Origin of the sequence: Vibrio sp. 10N.222.55.B11, assembly GCF_041473705.1 — a bacterium.
Classification (GTDB): Bacteria; Pseudomonadota; Gammaproteobacteria; order Enterobacterales; family Vibrionaceae; genus Vibrio; species Vibrio crassostreae_C.
Genome location: NZ_JBFRST010000063.1, coordinates 1 through 16,379, shown reverse-complemented (window position 1 = coordinate 16,379; position 16,379 = coordinate 1). Strand labels below are relative to the sequence as shown.

At 45.9% G+C, this 16,379-nt stretch carries 14 protein-coding genes and 1 riboswitch; of the genes, 7 read left to right on the top strand and 7 right to left on the bottom strand.

The annotated features are described in order from the left end of the window. Positions 1-165: 165 nt before the first annotated feature. From AB4503_RS21490 to glyQ, 3 genes are all read right to left on the bottom strand, one after another. Complete coding sequence (locus AB4503_RS21490) at positions 166-2,253, bottom strand: alpha-amylase (protein ID WP_372115702.1); 2,088 nt, start codon at positions 2,251-2,253, stop codon at positions 166-168. Positions 2,254-2,467: 214 nt separating this feature from the next. Beyond that, entirely contained in the window at positions 2,468-4,534 is a 2,067-nt protein-coding gene (gene glyS / locus AB4503_RS21485) for a glycine--tRNA ligase subunit beta (protein WP_017058814.1), read from the bottom strand. A gap of 2 nt (positions 4,535-4,536) precedes the next feature. Beyond that, positions 4,537-5,454, bottom strand: a complete 918-nt coding sequence (gene glyQ / locus AB4503_RS21480; RefSeq protein WP_017058815.1) for a glycine--tRNA ligase subunit alpha — start codon at positions 5,452-5,454, stop codon at positions 4,537-4,539. 210 nt (positions 5,455-5,664) lie between these two features. Next, positions 5,665-5,840: riboswitch (yybP-ykoY riboswitch) on the top strand. A gap of 34 nt (positions 5,841-5,874) precedes the next feature. Here glyQ and AB4503_RS21475 point away from each other — a divergent pair. Together AB4503_RS21475 and AB4503_RS21470 are read left to right on the top strand one after the other, a co-directional pair. After that, the gene (locus AB4503_RS21475) at positions 5,875-6,429 is read left to right on the top strand and encodes a TMEM165/GDT1 family protein (protein ID WP_017055491.1); all 555 of its coding nucleotides are present in this window, start codon (positions 5,875-5,877) and stop codon (positions 6,427-6,429) included. A 151-nt stretch (positions 6,430-6,580) separates the two neighbouring features. After that, entirely contained in the window at positions 6,581-6,835 is a 255-nt protein-coding gene (locus AB4503_RS21470; RefSeq protein ID WP_017058818.1) for a hypothetical protein, read from the top strand. Positions 6,836-6,918: 83 nt separating this feature from the next. Here the strand turns inward: AB4503_RS21470 and tusA are convergent, their stop codons facing one another. After that, the gene (gene tusA, locus AB4503_RS21465; RefSeq protein WP_004736675.1) at positions 6,919-7,170 is read right to left on the bottom strand and encodes a sulfurtransferase TusA; all 252 of its coding nucleotides are present in this window, start codon (positions 7,168-7,170) and stop codon (positions 6,919-6,921) included. Between the two features lie 149 nt (positions 7,171-7,319). Here tusA and AB4503_RS21460 point away from each other — a divergent pair, with 149 nt between their 5' ends. Together AB4503_RS21460 and AB4503_RS21455 are read left to right on the top strand one after the other, a co-directional pair. Further along, positions 7,320-7,505, top strand: a complete 186-nt coding sequence (locus tag AB4503_RS21460) for a hypothetical protein (RefSeq protein WP_004736674.1) — start codon at positions 7,320-7,322, stop codon at positions 7,503-7,505. A gap of 156 nt (positions 7,506-7,661) precedes the next feature. Next, positions 7,662-8,603: a LysR family transcriptional regulator gene (locus AB4503_RS21455; RefSeq protein WP_004736673.1), complete on the top strand. Its 942-nt coding sequence runs from the start codon at positions 7,662-7,664 to the stop codon at positions 8,601-8,603. Between the two features lie 135 nt (positions 8,604-8,738). Here the strand turns inward: AB4503_RS21455 and AB4503_RS21450 are convergent, their stop codons facing one another. The 3 genes from AB4503_RS21450 to fadB all read right to left on the bottom strand — a co-directional run bounded on the left by AB4503_RS21450 (position 8,739) and on the right by fadB (position 13,323). Continuing rightward, a complete protein-coding gene (locus AB4503_RS21450) occupies positions 8,739-9,719 on the bottom strand; it encodes an MDR family oxidoreductase (RefSeq protein ID WP_017058820.1) in 981 nt (326 codons plus the stop codon). 242 nt (positions 9,720-9,961) lie between these two features. Beyond that, a complete protein-coding gene (fadA, locus tag AB4503_RS21445) occupies positions 9,962-11,125 on the bottom strand; it encodes an acetyl-CoA C-acyltransferase FadA (protein ID WP_004736671.1) in 1,164 nt (387 codons plus the stop codon). A 26-nt stretch (positions 11,126-11,151) separates the two neighbouring features. Continuing rightward, positions 11,152-13,323, bottom strand: a complete 2,172-nt coding sequence (gene fadB / locus AB4503_RS21440) for a fatty acid oxidation complex subunit alpha FadB (RefSeq protein WP_017058822.1) — start codon at positions 13,321-13,323, stop codon at positions 11,152-11,154. Between the two features lie 227 nt (positions 13,324-13,550). Here fadB and AB4503_RS21435 point away from each other — a divergent pair, with 227 nt between their 5' ends. The 3 genes from AB4503_RS21435 to hemG are packed head-to-tail and all read left to right on the top strand — an operon-like array spanning position 13,551 to position 16,204. Continuing rightward, positions 13,551-14,174, top strand: a complete 624-nt coding sequence (locus tag AB4503_RS21435; RefSeq protein ID WP_017058823.1) for a YigZ family protein — start codon at positions 13,551-13,553, stop codon at positions 14,172-14,174. A 34-nt stretch (positions 14,175-14,208) separates the two neighbouring features. Then, the gene (locus tag AB4503_RS21430) at positions 14,209-15,666 is read left to right on the top strand and encodes a TrkH family potassium uptake protein (RefSeq protein WP_017077285.1); all 1,458 of its coding nucleotides are present in this window, start codon (positions 14,209-14,211) and stop codon (positions 15,664-15,666) included. A 10-nt stretch (positions 15,667-15,676) separates the two neighbouring features. Continuing rightward, a complete protein-coding gene (gene hemG, locus AB4503_RS21425; RefSeq protein WP_108196436.1) occupies positions 15,677-16,204 on the top strand; it encodes a menaquinone-dependent protoporphyrinogen IX dehydrogenase in 528 nt (175 codons plus the stop codon). Positions 16,205-16,379: the final 175 nt, after the last annotated feature.

Sequence of the window (16,379 nt, the reverse complement as noted above, 5' to 3'; positions counted from 1 at the left end):
CGCAATGTTTTTGCGACGCATAGCGCCAAATGCTCTAACACGTAAAAAACTTCTATAAAGTTTGGTTAATGAGTGACAGCTTGCTTATTGAACGTACCTTTAGCGATAAAAAAAGGAGAAGCCTAAGCTTCCCCTTTAGTTTCTGGTGTTTATGTTAATGAAGGTTTAGTTCGAACCGGTATAAACGACTAATACCTTGTCATCTTGGTATTGGCGTTCGAACGCATAGTAGCCCTTGCTGTTACGGATGATGTGCTTACCCTGAGCAACGGCTGGGTGGCGTTGGCGGAATTGGCCAAGCGCTTGCCAGTGTTCTAGCAGCTCTGCACGTTCGCCAGTGATTTGATCCCAAGGCATGTCTGAGCGTGTGCCTTGCATTGGATCAGACCCCGTTGGGCCAAAGTCTCGGGCGATTTCATCGCCGTAATAGATCTGTACCGCACCGGGAGCCAGCATCAACGCGTTTGCAGCTTTGGTTTGTTTTGCAAAGTCACTGCCATGTTGTGTCCAGAATAGCGAGGTGTCGTGAGACGAAAGGTAACTCAGTACGTTGAACTCGCTGTCGTTGTTGATCTTCTCTGCGTATCGAAGGTAATCAGCATCAAGATCGGATAGGCACTTGAGCGCCTTTGGTGCGATATCACTCTGGAATTCAAAGTTGATGATCGAATCAAATCCGTTAGCGAAGTAATCTGATTTGACCACGCTGTGTGCCCATACTTCGCCAGTCATCCAGAAGGGTAAGTCATCCAAGGCCTTGTCTGGGTTGTTCTGTTTCCACTCGGCAAGTGCCTGGTTGGTGCTCTCTTTCAGTTCTGCCCATGCTTCGAGTTCAACGTGTTTAGCGGTATCGACCCTGAAACCATCGACACCATATTCGCGCACCCAATCCGATAACCAAGTGATTAAATGGTTACGAGGTGTTTTGAGTTCATCGGTCGCGCTGGTGGACTTATTGCGATAGAAATTAGGCAGCCCGATTGTCTCTGTCGACTCTGTTTTGAAATCGGGCAGATGCGCCAAAGACATGGTGAGGTTATTGTAGCCCGGAGAGTCATAGGCGCCGATATCGCTGCGTAGCCAAGCTTTGCCCCACCACTTTTCCCACGCTTCTTTGTCGCTGTAAGAGATGTAGTTGTTGAAGTAGTGCCAGTTCTGACCTTTGGCAGGTTGCCAATCTGTCCAGTTTTCGCCAAGTGTTTGTTTGGCTTCTTCGTCAGTTAGGTTGAGCTTACCAAAATCAAACTCTTGCATGTCGGCAAGCGTCGCATAGCCGGTGTGGTTCATTACCACATCCCAAACAACACGAATGCCTTTGCTATGCGCGGTATCGATGAAGGTTTTTAGCTCGTCTTCGGTGCCCATGTTGTCATCGAGCTTGGTCCAATCTTGATGGTAGTAGCCGTGGTAGCCGTAGTGTTTGAAGTCACCTCGATCACCGCCGCCAACCCAGCCGTGGATTTGCTCTAACGGAGACGTTATCCAGATAGCATTAGCACCGAGTGATTCTATGTAATCGAGTTTTTCGGTTAAGCCTGCCAAGTCACCACCGTGGAAGGTGCCGATTTCGTCTTGTCCATCTTGGCTGCGACCGTAACTGTTGTCGTTATCAGGATTACCATTGTGGAAACGGTCAGTCATTACGAAGTAAACCGTGGCGTTATCCCAACTAAAGTCAGCTTTGGTTTCTGGTTCTACTTTCTCAAGCAGCAGAACACCTTGGCTATTTTCTGCTGGCTGCATGGTGACGCTGCCATTCGTTACTGTGACTTGTTTGCCTGAAAGAGCGTCTCTAACCACGGTGCCATCATCAAAGGTTTGAGCAACGTCGATGATGGTTGGTTCGTCACTAGGAACCGGACAAGCAAAGCTTTGTACTTGTTGTTGCTTCGGCTTTATCTGAACGGTCAGTTCATTGGTTTGTGGGTTGAGCATAAACTGATAGGTGTTAGCGCGAAAGATCTTGATATGTAATTCAGACTTCTCGGCGCAGTCGTCTAGGCGAAGGGGTTTATTGAATTTGATGCGGTTTTCTTCAGCCAGCGCATAGTTGGTGCCACAGGTATTTTGAGTATCGCTGATAGAGAAGGTATAGCTACCTTTCGCGAGTTCCTGTTCTGCAATCACGGTGCCTTTACCGGATGATTCGAATACGACAGTGTCGTTATCAATTGTCAGTAATAGGTTGTTGTCACTGGTTTGGCTGCATGCGCTGAGTGCGAGTATTGAAAGCGCGAGTACTGTTTTTTTCATTGTTCCCTTCCCCTGAATAAACAGGTCAGTTATAGCAAACAATGCCCTCTACAGTCTGAGTGCTGTTTCATTCAGTTAATCAATAAGACCTCTACAAACAAATGCTTGGTTCACAAAAACAAAAAGGGAAGCTTTCGCTTCCCTTTGGGTGTTTACCGTTAATTACTCAGAGTATGACTTAGAGTATGACTTAGAGTAATTGTCTCACTTGTGCTTATTTTTGCAGTAGAGAGATGTCAGCAATCTGTAGGAACAGGTTACGTAGGTTGTTCAGTAGCGTTAGACGGTTCTTCTTAAGCGCTTCGTCATCAGCCATCACCATTACGTTATCGAAGAATGCATCAACTGGTTCACGTAGATCAGCAAGCTTGCTTAGGGCTTCTTGGTAGTTACCTGTTGCGAATGCTGGTTCTAGTGCTTCCGTCATTACTTCAACGTTTTCAGCCAGTGCTTTCTCTGCGTCTTCTTGAAGAAGCGTTAGGTCGATTTCAGCTGGTAGCTCGCCATCGAATTTCGCAAGGATATTACCTACACGCTTGTTCGCTGCTGCTAGTGCTTCTGCTGCTTCCAGCTCACGGAAGTGAGAAACCGCTTTAACACGTTGGTCAAAGTCAGCAGGCTTAGTTGGACGACGTGCTAGTACCGCTTGGATGATATCAACGCTGAAACCAGCATCTTGGTACCATGCGCGGAAACGACCTAGCATGAAGTCGATAACGTCAGCTTCTACGTTTTTGTTAGTCAGCTTGTCGCCTAGTAGCTCTTTCGCTTTGCCGATCAGATCGGTTAGGTCTAGGTTGTAGCCGTTTTCAACGATGATACGTAGCACACCTAGAGACGCACGACGAAGTGCAAATGGGTCAGAACCTTTTGGTGCTTGGCCAATACCGAAGATACCTACGATAGTGTCTAGCTTGTCTGCCATTGCTACTGCTGAAGAGATACCAGTGCTTGGTAGATCGTCACCCGCGAAACGAGGCATGTATTGCTCGTAAAGTGCCAGTGCAACTTGCTCGTCTTCACCGTCGTGAGTCGCGTAGTGCATGCCCATCACACCTTGAGTATCCGTAAATTCGAATACCATAGAGGTCATTAGGTCACACTTAGCCAGTAGGCCAGCACGCTTAGACTTTTCAACGTCAGCATCGATTTGCTCAGCAATGTAGCCTGCAAGCTCTGTGATGCGGTCTGTTTTGTCTTTGATAGTACCCAATTGCTTCTGGAAGATAGCCTGGTCTAGTTCAGCAAGACGGTCGATAAGCGGGCGCTTACGGTCTGTGTTGAAGAAGAATTCAGCATCAGCAAGACGTGGGCGTACCACTTTCTCGTTACCTTCGATAACGTGACGAGGCTCTTTAGACTCGATGTTCGATACGAAGATGAAGTTCGGTAGTAGCTTCTTGTTGTCATCGTAAACAGGGAAGTACTTTTGGTCACCCTTCATGGTGTAAACCAAAGCTTCAGAAGGGACTTTTAGGAATTCTTCTTCAAACTTCGCTGTCAGTACTACTGGCCATTCAACCAGAGACGTTACTTCTTCAACAAGGTCATCTTCTAGGTCAGCTGTACCGCCAACCGCAGCTGCCGCTTTTTGCGAATCAGCAAGGATGATCGCTTTACGCGCTTCGTAATCTGCCATTACTTTACCGCGCTCTTCTAGGATCGCAGGGTATTGGTCAGCAGAGTCGATTGTGAACTCTTGTTCGCCCATGAAACGGTGGCCACGGATAGTACGAGCAGATGCTACGCCTAGGATTTCGCCTTCAACAAGCTCATCACCTAGTAGCACTGTCAGTGTTTTTACTGGACGGATAAATTGAATGTCTGAGTTACCCCAGCGCATTGCTTTAGGAATTGGTAGGCCAGCCAGTGCTTTCGCAGCAATGTCCATCACCAATTCTTGAACTGGTTTGCCAGCTACTTCTTGTTTGAAAAGAAGCCACTCGCCTTTGTCTGTTTTCAGACGGTCAGCTTGCTCAACAGTAATACCGTTACCACGAGCCCAACCTTGTGCCGCTTTGGTCGCGTTGCCTTCAGCATCGAATGCCACAGAAACAGCAGGGCCACGTTTCTCAACCACTTTGTCTGCTTGGCCTTCAGCCAGTGCAGTTACTTTAAGTGCTAGACGACGAGGTGCTGCGTACCACTTGATGCCTTCGTGAGAAAGCTCAGCCGTTTTAAGACCTGCTTCAAAGTTAGAAGCAAACGCTTCTGCTAGAGAACGAAGTGCTGTTGGTGGAAGCTCTTCCGTACCCAGTTCAATTAGAAAATTCTTCGCCATGATTATTTACCTTCCTTCTTACACATTGGGAAGCCAAGCGCTTCACGTGACGCGTAGTACGCTTCAGCAACTGATTTAGTCAGGTTGCGGATACGAAGGATGTAACGTTGACGCTCTGTTACAGAGATAGCTTTGCGCGCATCAAGGATGTTGAATGCGTGACCTGCTTTTAGAATGCGCTCGTAAGCTGGAAGCGGCAGTGGCTTCTCAAGCTCAAGTAGCTCTTTACACTCTTTCTCGCACTGGTCGAAGAAAGTGAATAGGAAATCTACGTCTGCGTGCTCGAAGTTGTACGTCGATTGCTCAACTTCGTTTTGGTGGAAGATGTCACCGTAAGTCACGTTAGAACCGTCTGGTGCTACGTTCCATACTAGGTCGTAAACAGAATCTACTTCCTGGATGTACATTGCTAGACGCTCGATACCGTAAGTGATCTCGCCAGTTACTGGCTTACACTCAAGGCCGCCAACCTGTTGGAAGTAAGTAAACTGAGTTACTTCCATGCCGTTTAGCCATACTTCCCAACCAAGGCCCCATGCGCCTAGTGTTGGGTTTTCCCAGTTATCTTCAACGAAGCGAATGTCGTGAACAAGTGGGTCAACACCAAGAACCTCTAGGGAGCCTAGGTACAACTCTTGGATATTGTCTGGCGATGGTTTTAGCGCTACTTGGAATTGGTAGTAGTGCTGCAGACGGTTCGGGTTTTCACCGTAACGGCCATCGGTCGGACGACGAGAAGGTTGAACGTAAGCTGTAGACATTGGCTCTGGGCCAAGTGCTCGTAGACATGTCATTGGGTGAGAGGTGCCTGCACCTACTTCCATATCTAGAGGTTGAACAATGGTACAACCGTTTTGAGCCCAGTAATCCTGCAGCGCGAGGATCATTCCCTGGAAGGTTTTGATATCGTATTTTTGCATAGTCAGGTTCGCGCGATTCTTTTAAATGAATGAGAAAAATAACCTCTGAGTATACCGAGATATTCGTAAAGCGAGTAGGGGTAATCTTGTTTAATTAGTGGTCTAAAATGTCGTTTAGTGGATTTTTTTGCCTTTAATGTTTGTTTTTCGGCACAAGTGGATATTTTGATAAGTTTGACACTTGTGTTTGAAAGCGTGGGTGATTAAAATCTCGCGGTCTTTGGGGAGTAGCTTACTTATTCATATCCTATTGAATGAGTTCGTTCGTCAACATAATTGATGCAAAATCATCATGGCGTTCGAGGCAACCACCACCTTGGTGGCGCTTAGCAAGACCTTAGACAAGCATCGTGAACCGGGATGGGGCGCGAGGTTTGTCTTTGGTTAAATATAATAATCTCCATCCCAAATGAGCATGTCGTGAGCGTTTTAGCAATTTCAATTACAACTGTCGCCTTAGCCGAGATCGGTGATAAGACCCAGTTGCTATCCCTTTTATTAGCCAGTCGATATCGAAAACCGATACCTATCATTGCGGCTATCTTCTTTGCCACCATTGCCAATCATGCCCTTGCTGCATGGCTCGGGGTTGTGGTCGCCGACTATCTTTCACCTGAAGTATTAAAGTGGGTGCTGGTGGTTAGTTTCATCGCTATGGCGGGCTGGATTCTGATTCCGGATAAGTTGGATGACGATGAGCAGATATCAAACCGAGGCCCGTTTGTCGCCAGTTTCATCGCCTTCTTCATTGCTGAGATCGGTGATAAAACCCAAATTGCGACCTCTATTCTAGGGGCTCAATATTCTGATGCATTAACGTGGGTGATTCTGGGTACTACGATCGGTATGCTGCTGGCGAATGTGCCTGTGGTGATCATCGGTAAGCTCTCTGCGGATAAGATGCCGCTTGATCTGATTCGTAAGATCACAGCCTTGCTATTCGTGGGTTTAGCTATCGCTGCTGCTTTCTATTAACAGGTGGTATTGAGTCTTATTATACTCAATCAGTAGAGTAATGTGTTGTAGGTCATACTCTTACAGTATTGTGGGGTTTATCGAGCGAATGGACATATAACTGTCATACTTGTCATGATATTTTAATCTTGTGAGTTAAGAACACGAGGGCATGATTATGTTGACGCGTTATATGGGTATTACTCCACAAAGCCAAAGTTATCTATTTACTTTTGGTCTTGCACTTACACTGTTAGGCATGGTGTTGACGGACATGTGGCTGCCAATGGTCGCGGGTGCCATCATCATGACTGCACTTGCGGTAGAGGCTTGGATTCGGGTCGCGCATATTATTCCGATGCGCAAAGATATCCGAGAAATTCAGCATCAGCTGGAGCATCTGCAAAACAAATCTAGAAGCGAATAAACAAAAAGCCGCTCGTACTCTGAGTTCTGTTTAAGAACATAAGGTACGAGCGGCTTTTTTGATACTTGATAGTCGGTGGGGCGTTACGCCTCCAATCCCTTTCTGATCAAATACTGGTAAGGCAACGTTTCTGTTGCTTGGCCTACCAACTGGTGATCCATGAATCGACAAAAGCTCGGAATATCTCGAGTTGTCGAAGGATCGTCAGCTTTTACCAGTAACACATCGCCATCCTGCATGTTTCTAATTGTCTTCCTGACCATCATTACTGGTTCCGGGCAACGCAGGCCTTCAGCTTCTAAAGTATGGGTTGCCAGTTCAGGTTTGAATGTCATGGTTTGTATCTCTATATCTATCTAACGAGTGAATAATACGTCTGCAGAAAAAATATGCAATAAGTGCTTGGCAAACAGAATCATTTCCTATAACTTAGTTAACAAGTTGATAACAACTTGAAGCAAAGGCAACTAGCTAAGGAGTGGCGATGTTGACAGGATTAGATAGATTAACAATTTATTCGGTTCTCTGTTTTATTTCTTTTTGTGCGTTAGTACTACGCTCATCGACAGAGACCTCACTGATGCCTATTTTTGGCATAGTAGCAACGATTATTGGTATTTGGGTAGAGATGCGCCGTTGGCAAGGCATAGCCGAAGAGCAAGAGCACTAACCCGAATACAGCAAGCGAATTCCGATACGACAACATTCCGACACTATCCCCAAATTTTCTTGGGCTTCCCCGCGTAATTGCGGGATTTTTTTTATCTAAAGCATGCTATAAACAACTTAGTGACTAATGGCAATCGTATACAGCTAGGTAAGTGGCGTGGAATTAGAAGACATTTATCGTAGAGACCTTAATTTATTGGTCGCTTTAAAGGTATTGATTGAAGAGGGCAGCGTAAGCCAGGCCGCGCTTCGTCTTAACTTAAGCCAATCCGCAACCAGTCGAGTATTAGGGCGTTTAAGAGAATTACTAAACGATCCGTTGTTTACACGTCAAGGTCAGCACCTTATTCCTACCAAGAAAGCACTCGAGATCAGTCAGCGTATTGATCAGCCTTTGGAGTCTTTTCGCCAATTGCTGAGTCCGAGTGACTTTGACCCTTACTATTGCAGCGAACGTTTTCTGATCGCTACCACCGATTATGCGATGCAAACCATCTTGCCTTATGCGTTGCCTAAGATTTATGAACAAGCACCCAATATCTCTTTGGAGTTTGCTCCGTTGCAGCATGAGCATTTGTTTAAACAGCTCAGCACCGAACGCGTTGATATGGCGATCTGTCGTCCGAGTGGCAGCATTGCACCACTTCATCAAGAAGTCTTGGGGCCGGTTGGTGTGTCGTGTCTGTTATCTAAAAACCATCCATTAGCCGATCAACCTTTAAGCCTTGAAGACTATGTTTCACTCCCACATGCGATGATTGCGATCAGTGATGGTGTTAAGGCTTTATTAGACAACGCGTTAGCCAATCAACAGCCTCGTAAAATGGTGTTGCGTGCTTATCACCTTGAAGCTGCATTGGCGATTGTTGATAGAATGCCGTTGGTGATTACTGTGCCTGCTGATTTGGCTTATTTGGTAGCAGAGCGTTATGACTTGGTTGTTAAGCCATTACCATTTGAATTTATGCCGTTTGATTACTCACTGATCTGGCACTCGCGTTGCGATTCTTCTGCTTCACAACAATGGTTAAGAAGAGTGGTAAAAGAAGAGTGTGGTGAGTTGATTCAAAAACGGATTGCGGATGTCGGTTTGGGTTAACCGGATCTGAGTCTGAGTTCACTTGACCCGAATGACAAAAACGCAAAAGGGCTGATAAAAATCAGCCCTTTGTTGTTTTGGGTTATCCAAGCCTAAAGCTGTTGCTTAAGGTTTGATAACTTTATGTTTGAGAGCCTATAGTTTAATGACTACGCGACCAGTGATTTGACCGTTAGTGATGTCTTCTGCTGCTTGAATTGCACCGTCTAAAGACACTTCTTTGGTTGCTTGAGCGTAGAAAGATTCTGGTAGTAGCTCAGCCAGTTGTTCCCACGCTTTAATACGTTTTTCACGAGGGCACATTACAGAATCAACACCTTGTAGGCGAACGTTACGCAGAATGAATGGCATTACCGTGGTTGGTAAGTCAAAACCGCCTGCTAGACCACACATCGCAACCGCACCGTTGTAATCAATTTGCGCCAATACTTTCGCAAGGACTTTGCTGCCTACCGTATCGATAGCGCCAGCCCACAGTTGTTTTTCTAGTGGCTTAGCTGGTTCTTCTAGTTCAGCACGCTCTACAATACGTGTCGCGCCTAGTGATTTAAGTAGTTCACCGTTTACAGAAGCACGGCCAGTCACTGCTGCCACTTTGTAGCCCAGTTGGTTTAGTAGAGTGATAGATACGCTACCTACACCGCCACTTGCGCCGGTAACTAGGATTTCACCGTCTTCAGGCTTGATGCCAGCATCGACAATAGCTTGAACACAAAGCATTGCTGTGAAGCCTGCTGTACCAATCGCCATTACTTTCTTAGCGTCTAGACCTTTAGGCATCGGCACTAACCAGTCACCGTTTAGGCTTGCTTTCTCAGCCATGCCGCCCCAGTGACCTTCACCAACACCCCAACCAGTTAGAACCACTTCGTCGCCTGCTTTGTAGCGAGGGTCATCAGATTGTGAAACCACACCAGAAAGGTCGATACCAGGAACCATAGGGAAGTTGCGAACAATGCGCCCTTTACCTGTAATCGCCAAACCATCTTTGTAGTTCAAAGAAGAGTAGCTAACATCAATCTTCACGTTACCTTCTGGTAATTGAGATTCTTCAATTTGAGAAACTGACGCGATAGTTTTTTTGTCTTCTTGGTTTAGTACAAGTGCTTTAAACATGATCTGCTCCGTGGAGGAATATTAGGAAACTGAAGTAACTTTAGTTGAATCATCCGAGAAAAAATAATGAAACATCAACATTGAATATATGCGTTTTGTGCATAGATGTCAGGGTTGGTTTTTCTCTCGTTGAGTTCGCTGAACACAATCGATGCATTGTTGGATGCCAAGCAATAAAAAGTGCAGCTATATAAATATAGCTGCACAAAAGATTACCCTTCAAATATTACAGTCAGTAAACGCTATGGGCGTTCAAATACCGTTGCAATACCTTGGCCTAAACCAATACACATAGTCGCCAAGCCGTATTTCACGTCTTGTGCTTCCATCAGGTTGATTAGCGTCGTCGAGATACGAGAACCAGAACAGCCTAGTGGGTGACCCAGAGCAATCGCACCGCCGTTAAGGTTTACTTTCTCGTCAACAACATCCAGTAGACCTAGGTCTTTCGCACATGGAAGAGATTGAGCAGCAAACGCTTCGTTTAGCTCAATCACACCCATATCTTCGATGGTTAGGCCTGCACGTTTAAGTGCTTTTTTCGTCGCTGGTACTGGGCCGTAACCCATGATTGAAGGATCGCAGCCAGCGATAGCCATCGACTTCACGCGAGCGCGAATCTTCAGGCCAAGTGCGTTGGCTTTCTCTTCGCTCATGATAAGCATTGCCGATGCACCATCAGACAGTGCTGATGAAGTACCTGCTGTTACCGTACCGTTTGCTGGGTCAAATACCGGGCGAAGCTGAGATAAGCCTTCAACCGTAGTTTCTGGGCGAATGACTTCGTCGTAATCCAGAGTGAACAGAGAACCGTCTGCAGCGTGAGCTTCGGTTGGCAGGATTTCATTTTTGAAACGACCTTCAACCGTAGCTGCTTGAGCGCGAGCATGTGAGCGTGCTGCGAATGCATCTTGGTCTTCACGGCTAATACCGTGCATTTTGCCTAACATCTCAGCGGTTAGCCCCATCATGCCGGCCGCTTTTGCTACGTGTTTTGACATGCCTGGGTGAAAATCAACACCATGGTTCATTGGTACGTGGCCCATGTGCTCCACACCACCAATCAGGCAGATTTCAGCATCACCAACCATGATAGAGCGAGTTGCATCATGCAAAGCTTGCATAGATGAACCACATAAACGGTTGACTGTTACAGCACCAATCTCAATCGGTAGACCAGCAAGCAAGGCAGCGTTACGTGCAACGTTGAAGCCTTGCTCTAGTGTTTGTTGTACACAACCCCAGTAAATATCTTCAATTTCGACAGGGTTTACTTCTGGGTTGCGCTCTAAAATGCCTTTCATCAAATGTGCAGACAGATCTTCAGCACGAGTGTGACGGAAAGCTCCACCTTTGGAACGTCCCATTGGGGTGCGAAGGCAATCAACAACAACTACATTTTTCATTTTGCTATTCCTTTTCCAAATGTGGGTTACAGAGAACTGGCTTGTTGGCTGTCGTAAAAGCTTTCGCCCTTCGCTGCCATATCAAGCAATAGCTGAGGAACTTGGTACATTGCACCTAAGTCTTGGTAGCCTTTCGCCATTTCAACGAAGTTACCAATGCCCACACTGTCTAAGTAGCGGAATACGCCGCCTCTAAATGGAGGGAAGCCTAAACCGTAAACCAGTGCCATATCCGCTTCTTGCGGTGTCGCGATAATGCCTTCTTCTAGACAAAGCACCACTTCGTTGATCATTGGAATCATCACGCGCTGGATAATTGTTTGGTCATCAAAATCTTGTGGTGCTTGACATACGTCAGCCAAGATAGGAAGAATGTCTTCAGAGAAGGTCTTCTTCGGACGACCACGCTTGTCTACGCTGTATGTGTAGAAACCGCTACCGTTTTTCTGACCGTATTTTTCAGCAACGTAAAGTGCATCAATCGCATCACGACCTTCTTTGCCCATACGCTCTGGGAAACCTTGCGCCATCACAGCTTGTGCGTGGTGTGCAGTGTCTAGGCCTACAACGTCTAGTAAGTAAGCCGGGCCCATTGGCCAACCGAACTTGCGCTCCATCACTTTATCGATCTTAGTGAAATCAGCACCGTCGCGTAGCAACATGCTGAAACCGCCAAAGTAAGGGAAAAGTACACGGTTAACGAAGAAGCCTGGGCAGTCGTTAACAACGATTGGGGATTTACCCATCTTCGCTGCGTAAGCAACCACGCGATTGATGGTCTCTTCTGAAGTTTGTTCACCACGGATGATCTCAACCAAAGGCATGCGATGCACAGGGTTAAAGAAGTGCATGCCACAGAAGTTTTCTGGGCGCTTCAGTGATTTCGCTAGCAGGTTGATCGGAATTGTAGAGGTGTTTGATGTTAGAACCGTGTCTTCACCAACCAAACCTTCCACTTCGCTCAGTACTGCTGCTTTTACTTTCGGGTTTTCTACTACTGCTTCAACAATCACATCCGACTGTTCTACACCCGCGTAATGCAGGCTTGGAGTAATAGAAGACAGAATACCTGCCATCTTGAATCCATCTAAGCGACCGCGTGATAAGCGTTTATTCAACAGCTTAGATGCTTCGTTCATACCTAGATCAAGCGATGCTTGTGCGATGTCTTTCATCATCACTGGCACGCCTTTTAGAGCTGATTGGTAAGCAATACCGCCGCCCATGATACCTGCACCAAGTACGGCTGCACGCTCAGTTGCTTTGTTTGCTGACTTACCCGCTTGTTTCGCTAAGCCTTTGATGTACTGGTCATTCAGGAATAAGCCAACTAATGCTTTTGCTTCTTCCGATTTCGCTAGCTTAACGAAGTGCTTACGTTCGATGTCGAGTGCTGCATCGCGATTGCTGCGTGCTGCTTCTTCAATCGCAATCACAGAAGTAATCGGAGCTGGGTAGTGAGGCCCTGCTTTTTGAGCAACTAAGCCCTTCGCCATGGTAAAGCTCATCATCGCTTCGAGTTTGCTTAGTGAAAGCGCTGATGTCTTTTGTTTACGGCGTAGCTGCCAGTCTAATTTTTCATTAGCAGCCAGAGAAACGGTATTGATTGCCGATTCTAGTAACTGGTCTGTTTCAACAATCGCATCTAACAAGCCAACTTTAAGCGCTTCATCTGCACGGCATGCTTTGCCTTGCGTGATAATTTCCATTGCGCTGTCAGCACCGATAACACGAGGTAGGCGTACACAACCACCAAAACCAGGCATGATGCCAAGTTTGGTTTCAGGTAGGCCAATGCTGGTGGTCTTATCACCGATACGGAAATCGGTAGCGAGTACACATTCACAGCCGCCGCCAAGGGCATGGCCACGCATCATTGAAAGAGTTGGGACAGGAAGGTCTTCGAGCTTGCTGAAGATTGAATTAGCGAATCTTAACCATTCATCAAGTTCTGCTTCTGGCTTAGCAAATAGGCCAAGAAATTCAGTGATGTCTGCGCCTACAATGAACGCGTCTTTGTTTGAAGTTAAGATTAAACCACGTAATCCTGCGTGAGCATTAAGAGCATCTAACGCTTTATCTAGTGATTCTAAAGTAGCAAGGTCGAGTTTGTTTACAGAGGCTGGTGCACAGAAGCTTAATTCCGCAATACCATCTTGTAATTCCTTTACCTGTAGGGTGTTAGCTTGGTAAATCATTGTCTATCTCCATGACATACAATCCACGATTGTTTGAGAGAATCTTGTTATCTTTCTATTATTGTAGAATACCTGGTAAGACCAGTTATCTTAGTCTGTACCTCTGCTTGATTAATTTCAATACATTTTTTAAACAATTGTTTAACATTGTGCGATGGCACAGATCCTCTAACCCTTATTATTCACGCGTGATACACTTCGTCGCTCTTATTAACTAAGTTAACGATATGAATGAACAGCCTTATTTAATACCTTCTGCGTCGGCTCTGTTTGAAGAAGAGATAAAAAAGAGCGTCTTTATTACGCATCTTGCTCATACTCCAAGTGTTGAAGCTGCAAAACAGTTCGTAGAACAGGTGAAAAAAGAGCATTCTTCAGCACGACATAACTGTTGGGGTTTTGTTGCTGGTCGACCTGAAGACTCAATGCTTTGGGGTTTCAGTGATGATGGTGAACCCTCGGGTACAGCGGGTAAGCCTATCTTGGCGCAACTATCGGGCTCTGGTGTCGGTGAATTAACGGCTGTTGTGACGCGCTACTCTGGCGGAATTAAGCTTGGAACCGGCGGTTTGGTTAAGGCTTACGGCGGTGGCGTACAACAAGCTCTCAAGCTGCTTCAAACTATCGAGAAAAAAATAACCACAAAATTACGGCTAGAGTTAGACTATGGCTTTGTGCCGATCGCACAATCCATCATGGCTCAGCATCAGGCTGTTGAGGTCCAAGCGGATTATGGTGTTCAAGTTGAGCTTATTATTGAAATAGAGCTCCTTCAGGTAGATTCGTTTACCCAAACCATGATCAATAAAAGCGGTGCTAAGGCACTGGTAACGAAAGTCAAAGACAACTAGGAAGTGTGAAGCATTTCGCTTCGTTCAATAGCTCATGCAATTTCGCTCAATTATTCGAATCGTCGGATTATTATTAGCACTTTTTAGTGTATCAATGCTTGCTCCTGCGCTCGTCGCACTGATCTATCGAGATGGTGCGGGTGTGCCATTTGTGACGACCTTCTTCGTTCTCTTATTCTGTGGAGCAACTTGCTGGTTTCCAAACCGACGTTATAAGCATGAATTGAAAGCGCGTGATGGCTTTTTGATTGTTGTTCTGTTTTGGACGGTAATCGGTAGTGCGGGTGCGCTGCCGTTTTTGATCGCCGATAACCCCAATGTGTCGGTAACCGATGCTTTCTTCGAATCCTTCTCTGCATTAACTACGACAGGTGCGACCGTAATTGTCGGCCTCGATGATCTGCCTAAGGCGATTCTTTTTTATCGTCAGTTCCTACAATGGTTTGGTGGTATGGGTATCATCGTATTAGCGGTAGCTATCCTCCCTGTTCTGGGTATCGGTGGTATGCAGTTATATCGTGCTGAAATCCCGGGCCCAGTAAAAGATAGCAAGATGACTCCGCGTATTGCTGAAACGGCAAAAGCGCTTTGGTACATCTACCTGAGCTTAACCATTGCTTGTGCAGTGGCGTTTTGGCTTGCTGGGATGAGCTTCTTTGATGCCATCAGTCATAGCTTCTCTACTATTGCGATTGGTGGCTTCTCGACTCACGATGCGAGCATGGGGTATTTCAATAGCCCTGCGATCAACATGATTACAGTTGTGTTCCTTCTTATATCCGCATGTAACTATTCGCTTCACTTTGCTGCATTTGCTTCAGGTGGTGTGCATCCTAAGTATTATTGGAAAGATCCTGAGTTCCGCGCCTTTATCTTTATTCAGGCAGTACTGTTCTTGGTTTGTTTCTTATTACTGCTCAATCATCACTCTTATGATTCGTACTACGATGCTTTCGACCAAGCCTTGTTCCAAACCGTGTCTATCTCTACGACCGCGGGCTTTACAACGACGGGTTTCTCAGAGTGGCCATTGTTCTTACCCGTACTGCTTTTGTTCTCTTCTTTTATAGGGGGATGTGCAGGTTCTACGGGTGGTGGTATGAAAGTGATTCGAATCTTACTACTTACTCTGCAAGGTGCTCGTGAAATGAAGCGTCTTGTTCACCCACGGGCTGTCTATACCATCAAGGTTGGCGGTTCTGCGTTACCACAACGTGTCGTGGATGCGGTTTGGGGCTTCTTCTCTGCTTATGCCTTGGTTTTTGTGGTTTGTATGTTGGCTCTTATTGCTACTGGGATGGATGAGCTGAGTGCTTTCTCTGCGGTAGCGGCAACGTTGAATAACCTTGGCCCGGGCTTAGGTGAAGTGGCAATGCACTTCGGCGATGTGAATGATAAGGCCAAATGGGTGTTGATCGTATCTATGCTGTTTGGTCGTTTAGAGATATTCACCTTATTAATTTTATTGACCCCTACGTTTTGGCGTAGCTAAGGACAACATTGTGGCAAAAGCTCTATTTTTGTATTCAAGCCGTGAAGGGCAAACCAAGAAGATCTTGAACTATATAAAAGAAGAAATGAATGAGTTCGAATGTGAGCTTCAAGATCTGCACACTGTGAGTAATGTCGACTTTGCTCAATACGACAGAGTGTTGATTGGTGCATCTATTCGTTATGGTCACCTTAATAAGAAGCTATATAAGTTCATTGATGCCAACCTTGCTCAGTTGCAATCCAATAAGGTTGCCTTCTTCTGCGTTAACTTAACGGCTCGTAAAGAAGACCAAGGTAAAGACACCCCTGAAGGCAGTGCCTATATTAAGAAGTTTCTTCTTAAGTCACCATGGCAGCCGACTCTAATCGGTGTATTCGCGGGTGCCCTCTATTACCCACGTTATAACTGGTTCGATAAAACCATGATTCGCTTCATTATGAATATGACAGGCGGAGAAACGGACACAACCAAGGAAGTTGAGTATACGAACTGGGAAAAAGTCTCTTTATTCTCTAAGAAATTGCAAGAGATGTAAGAGATGTAAGAGATGTAAGAGAAAAGCCTACTTTTGAGGCGTTTTGAGTTCTTTTTAATCGAACGAATAAAAAAACGAGAAAAACTTCAAAAAGGGCTTGCCAGTGTGATCGAAATCTCTATAATGCCACCTCGCTGACACGGGATGGCTTCAACAGAAACCAAAACGAATCAGC

What these genes read in the sequence shown, in the direction of transcription:
- glyQ (WP_017058815.1), bottom strand. Translation starts at nt 5,454, where the DNA reads ATGCAAAAATACGATATCAAAACCTTCCAGGGAATGATCCTCGCGCTG.
- AB4503_RS21430 (WP_017077285.1), top strand. Translation starts at nt 14,209, where the DNA reads ATGCAATTTCGCTCAATTATTCGAATCGTCGGATTATTATTAGCACTT.
- AB4503_RS21460 (WP_004736674.1), top strand. Translation starts at nt 7,320, where the DNA reads ATGTTGACAGGATTAGATAGATTAACAATTTATTCGGTTCTCTGTTTT.
- fadB (WP_017058822.1), bottom strand. Translation starts at nt 13,323, where the DNA reads ATGATTTACCAAGCTAACACCCTACAGGTAAAGGAATTACAAGATGGT.
- glyS (WP_017058814.1), bottom strand. Translation starts at nt 4,534, where the DNA reads ATGGCGAAGAATTTTCTAATTGAACTGGGTACGGAAGAGCTTCCACCA.
- fadA (WP_004736671.1), bottom strand. Translation starts at nt 11,125, where the DNA reads ATGAAAAATGTAGTTGTTGTTGATTGCCTTCGCACCCCAATGGGACGT.
- AB4503_RS21490 (WP_372115702.1), bottom strand. Translation starts at nt 2,253, where the DNA reads ATGAAAAAAACAGTACTCGCGCTTTCAATACTCGCACTCAGCGCATGC.
- AB4503_RS21470 (WP_017058818.1), top strand. Translation starts at nt 6,581, where the DNA reads ATGATTATGTTGACGCGTTATATGGGTATTACTCCACAAAGCCAAAGT.
- AB4503_RS21435 (WP_017058823.1), top strand. Translation starts at nt 13,551, where the DNA reads ATGAATGAACAGCCTTATTTAATACCTTCTGCGTCGGCTCTGTTTGAA.
- AB4503_RS21450 (WP_017058820.1), bottom strand. Translation starts at nt 9,719, where the DNA reads ATGTTTAAAGCACTTGTACTAAACCAAGAAGACAAAAAAACTATCGCG.
- tusA (WP_004736675.1), bottom strand. Translation starts at nt 7,170, where the DNA reads ATGACATTCAAACCTGAACTGGCAACCCATACTTTAGAAGCTGAAGGC.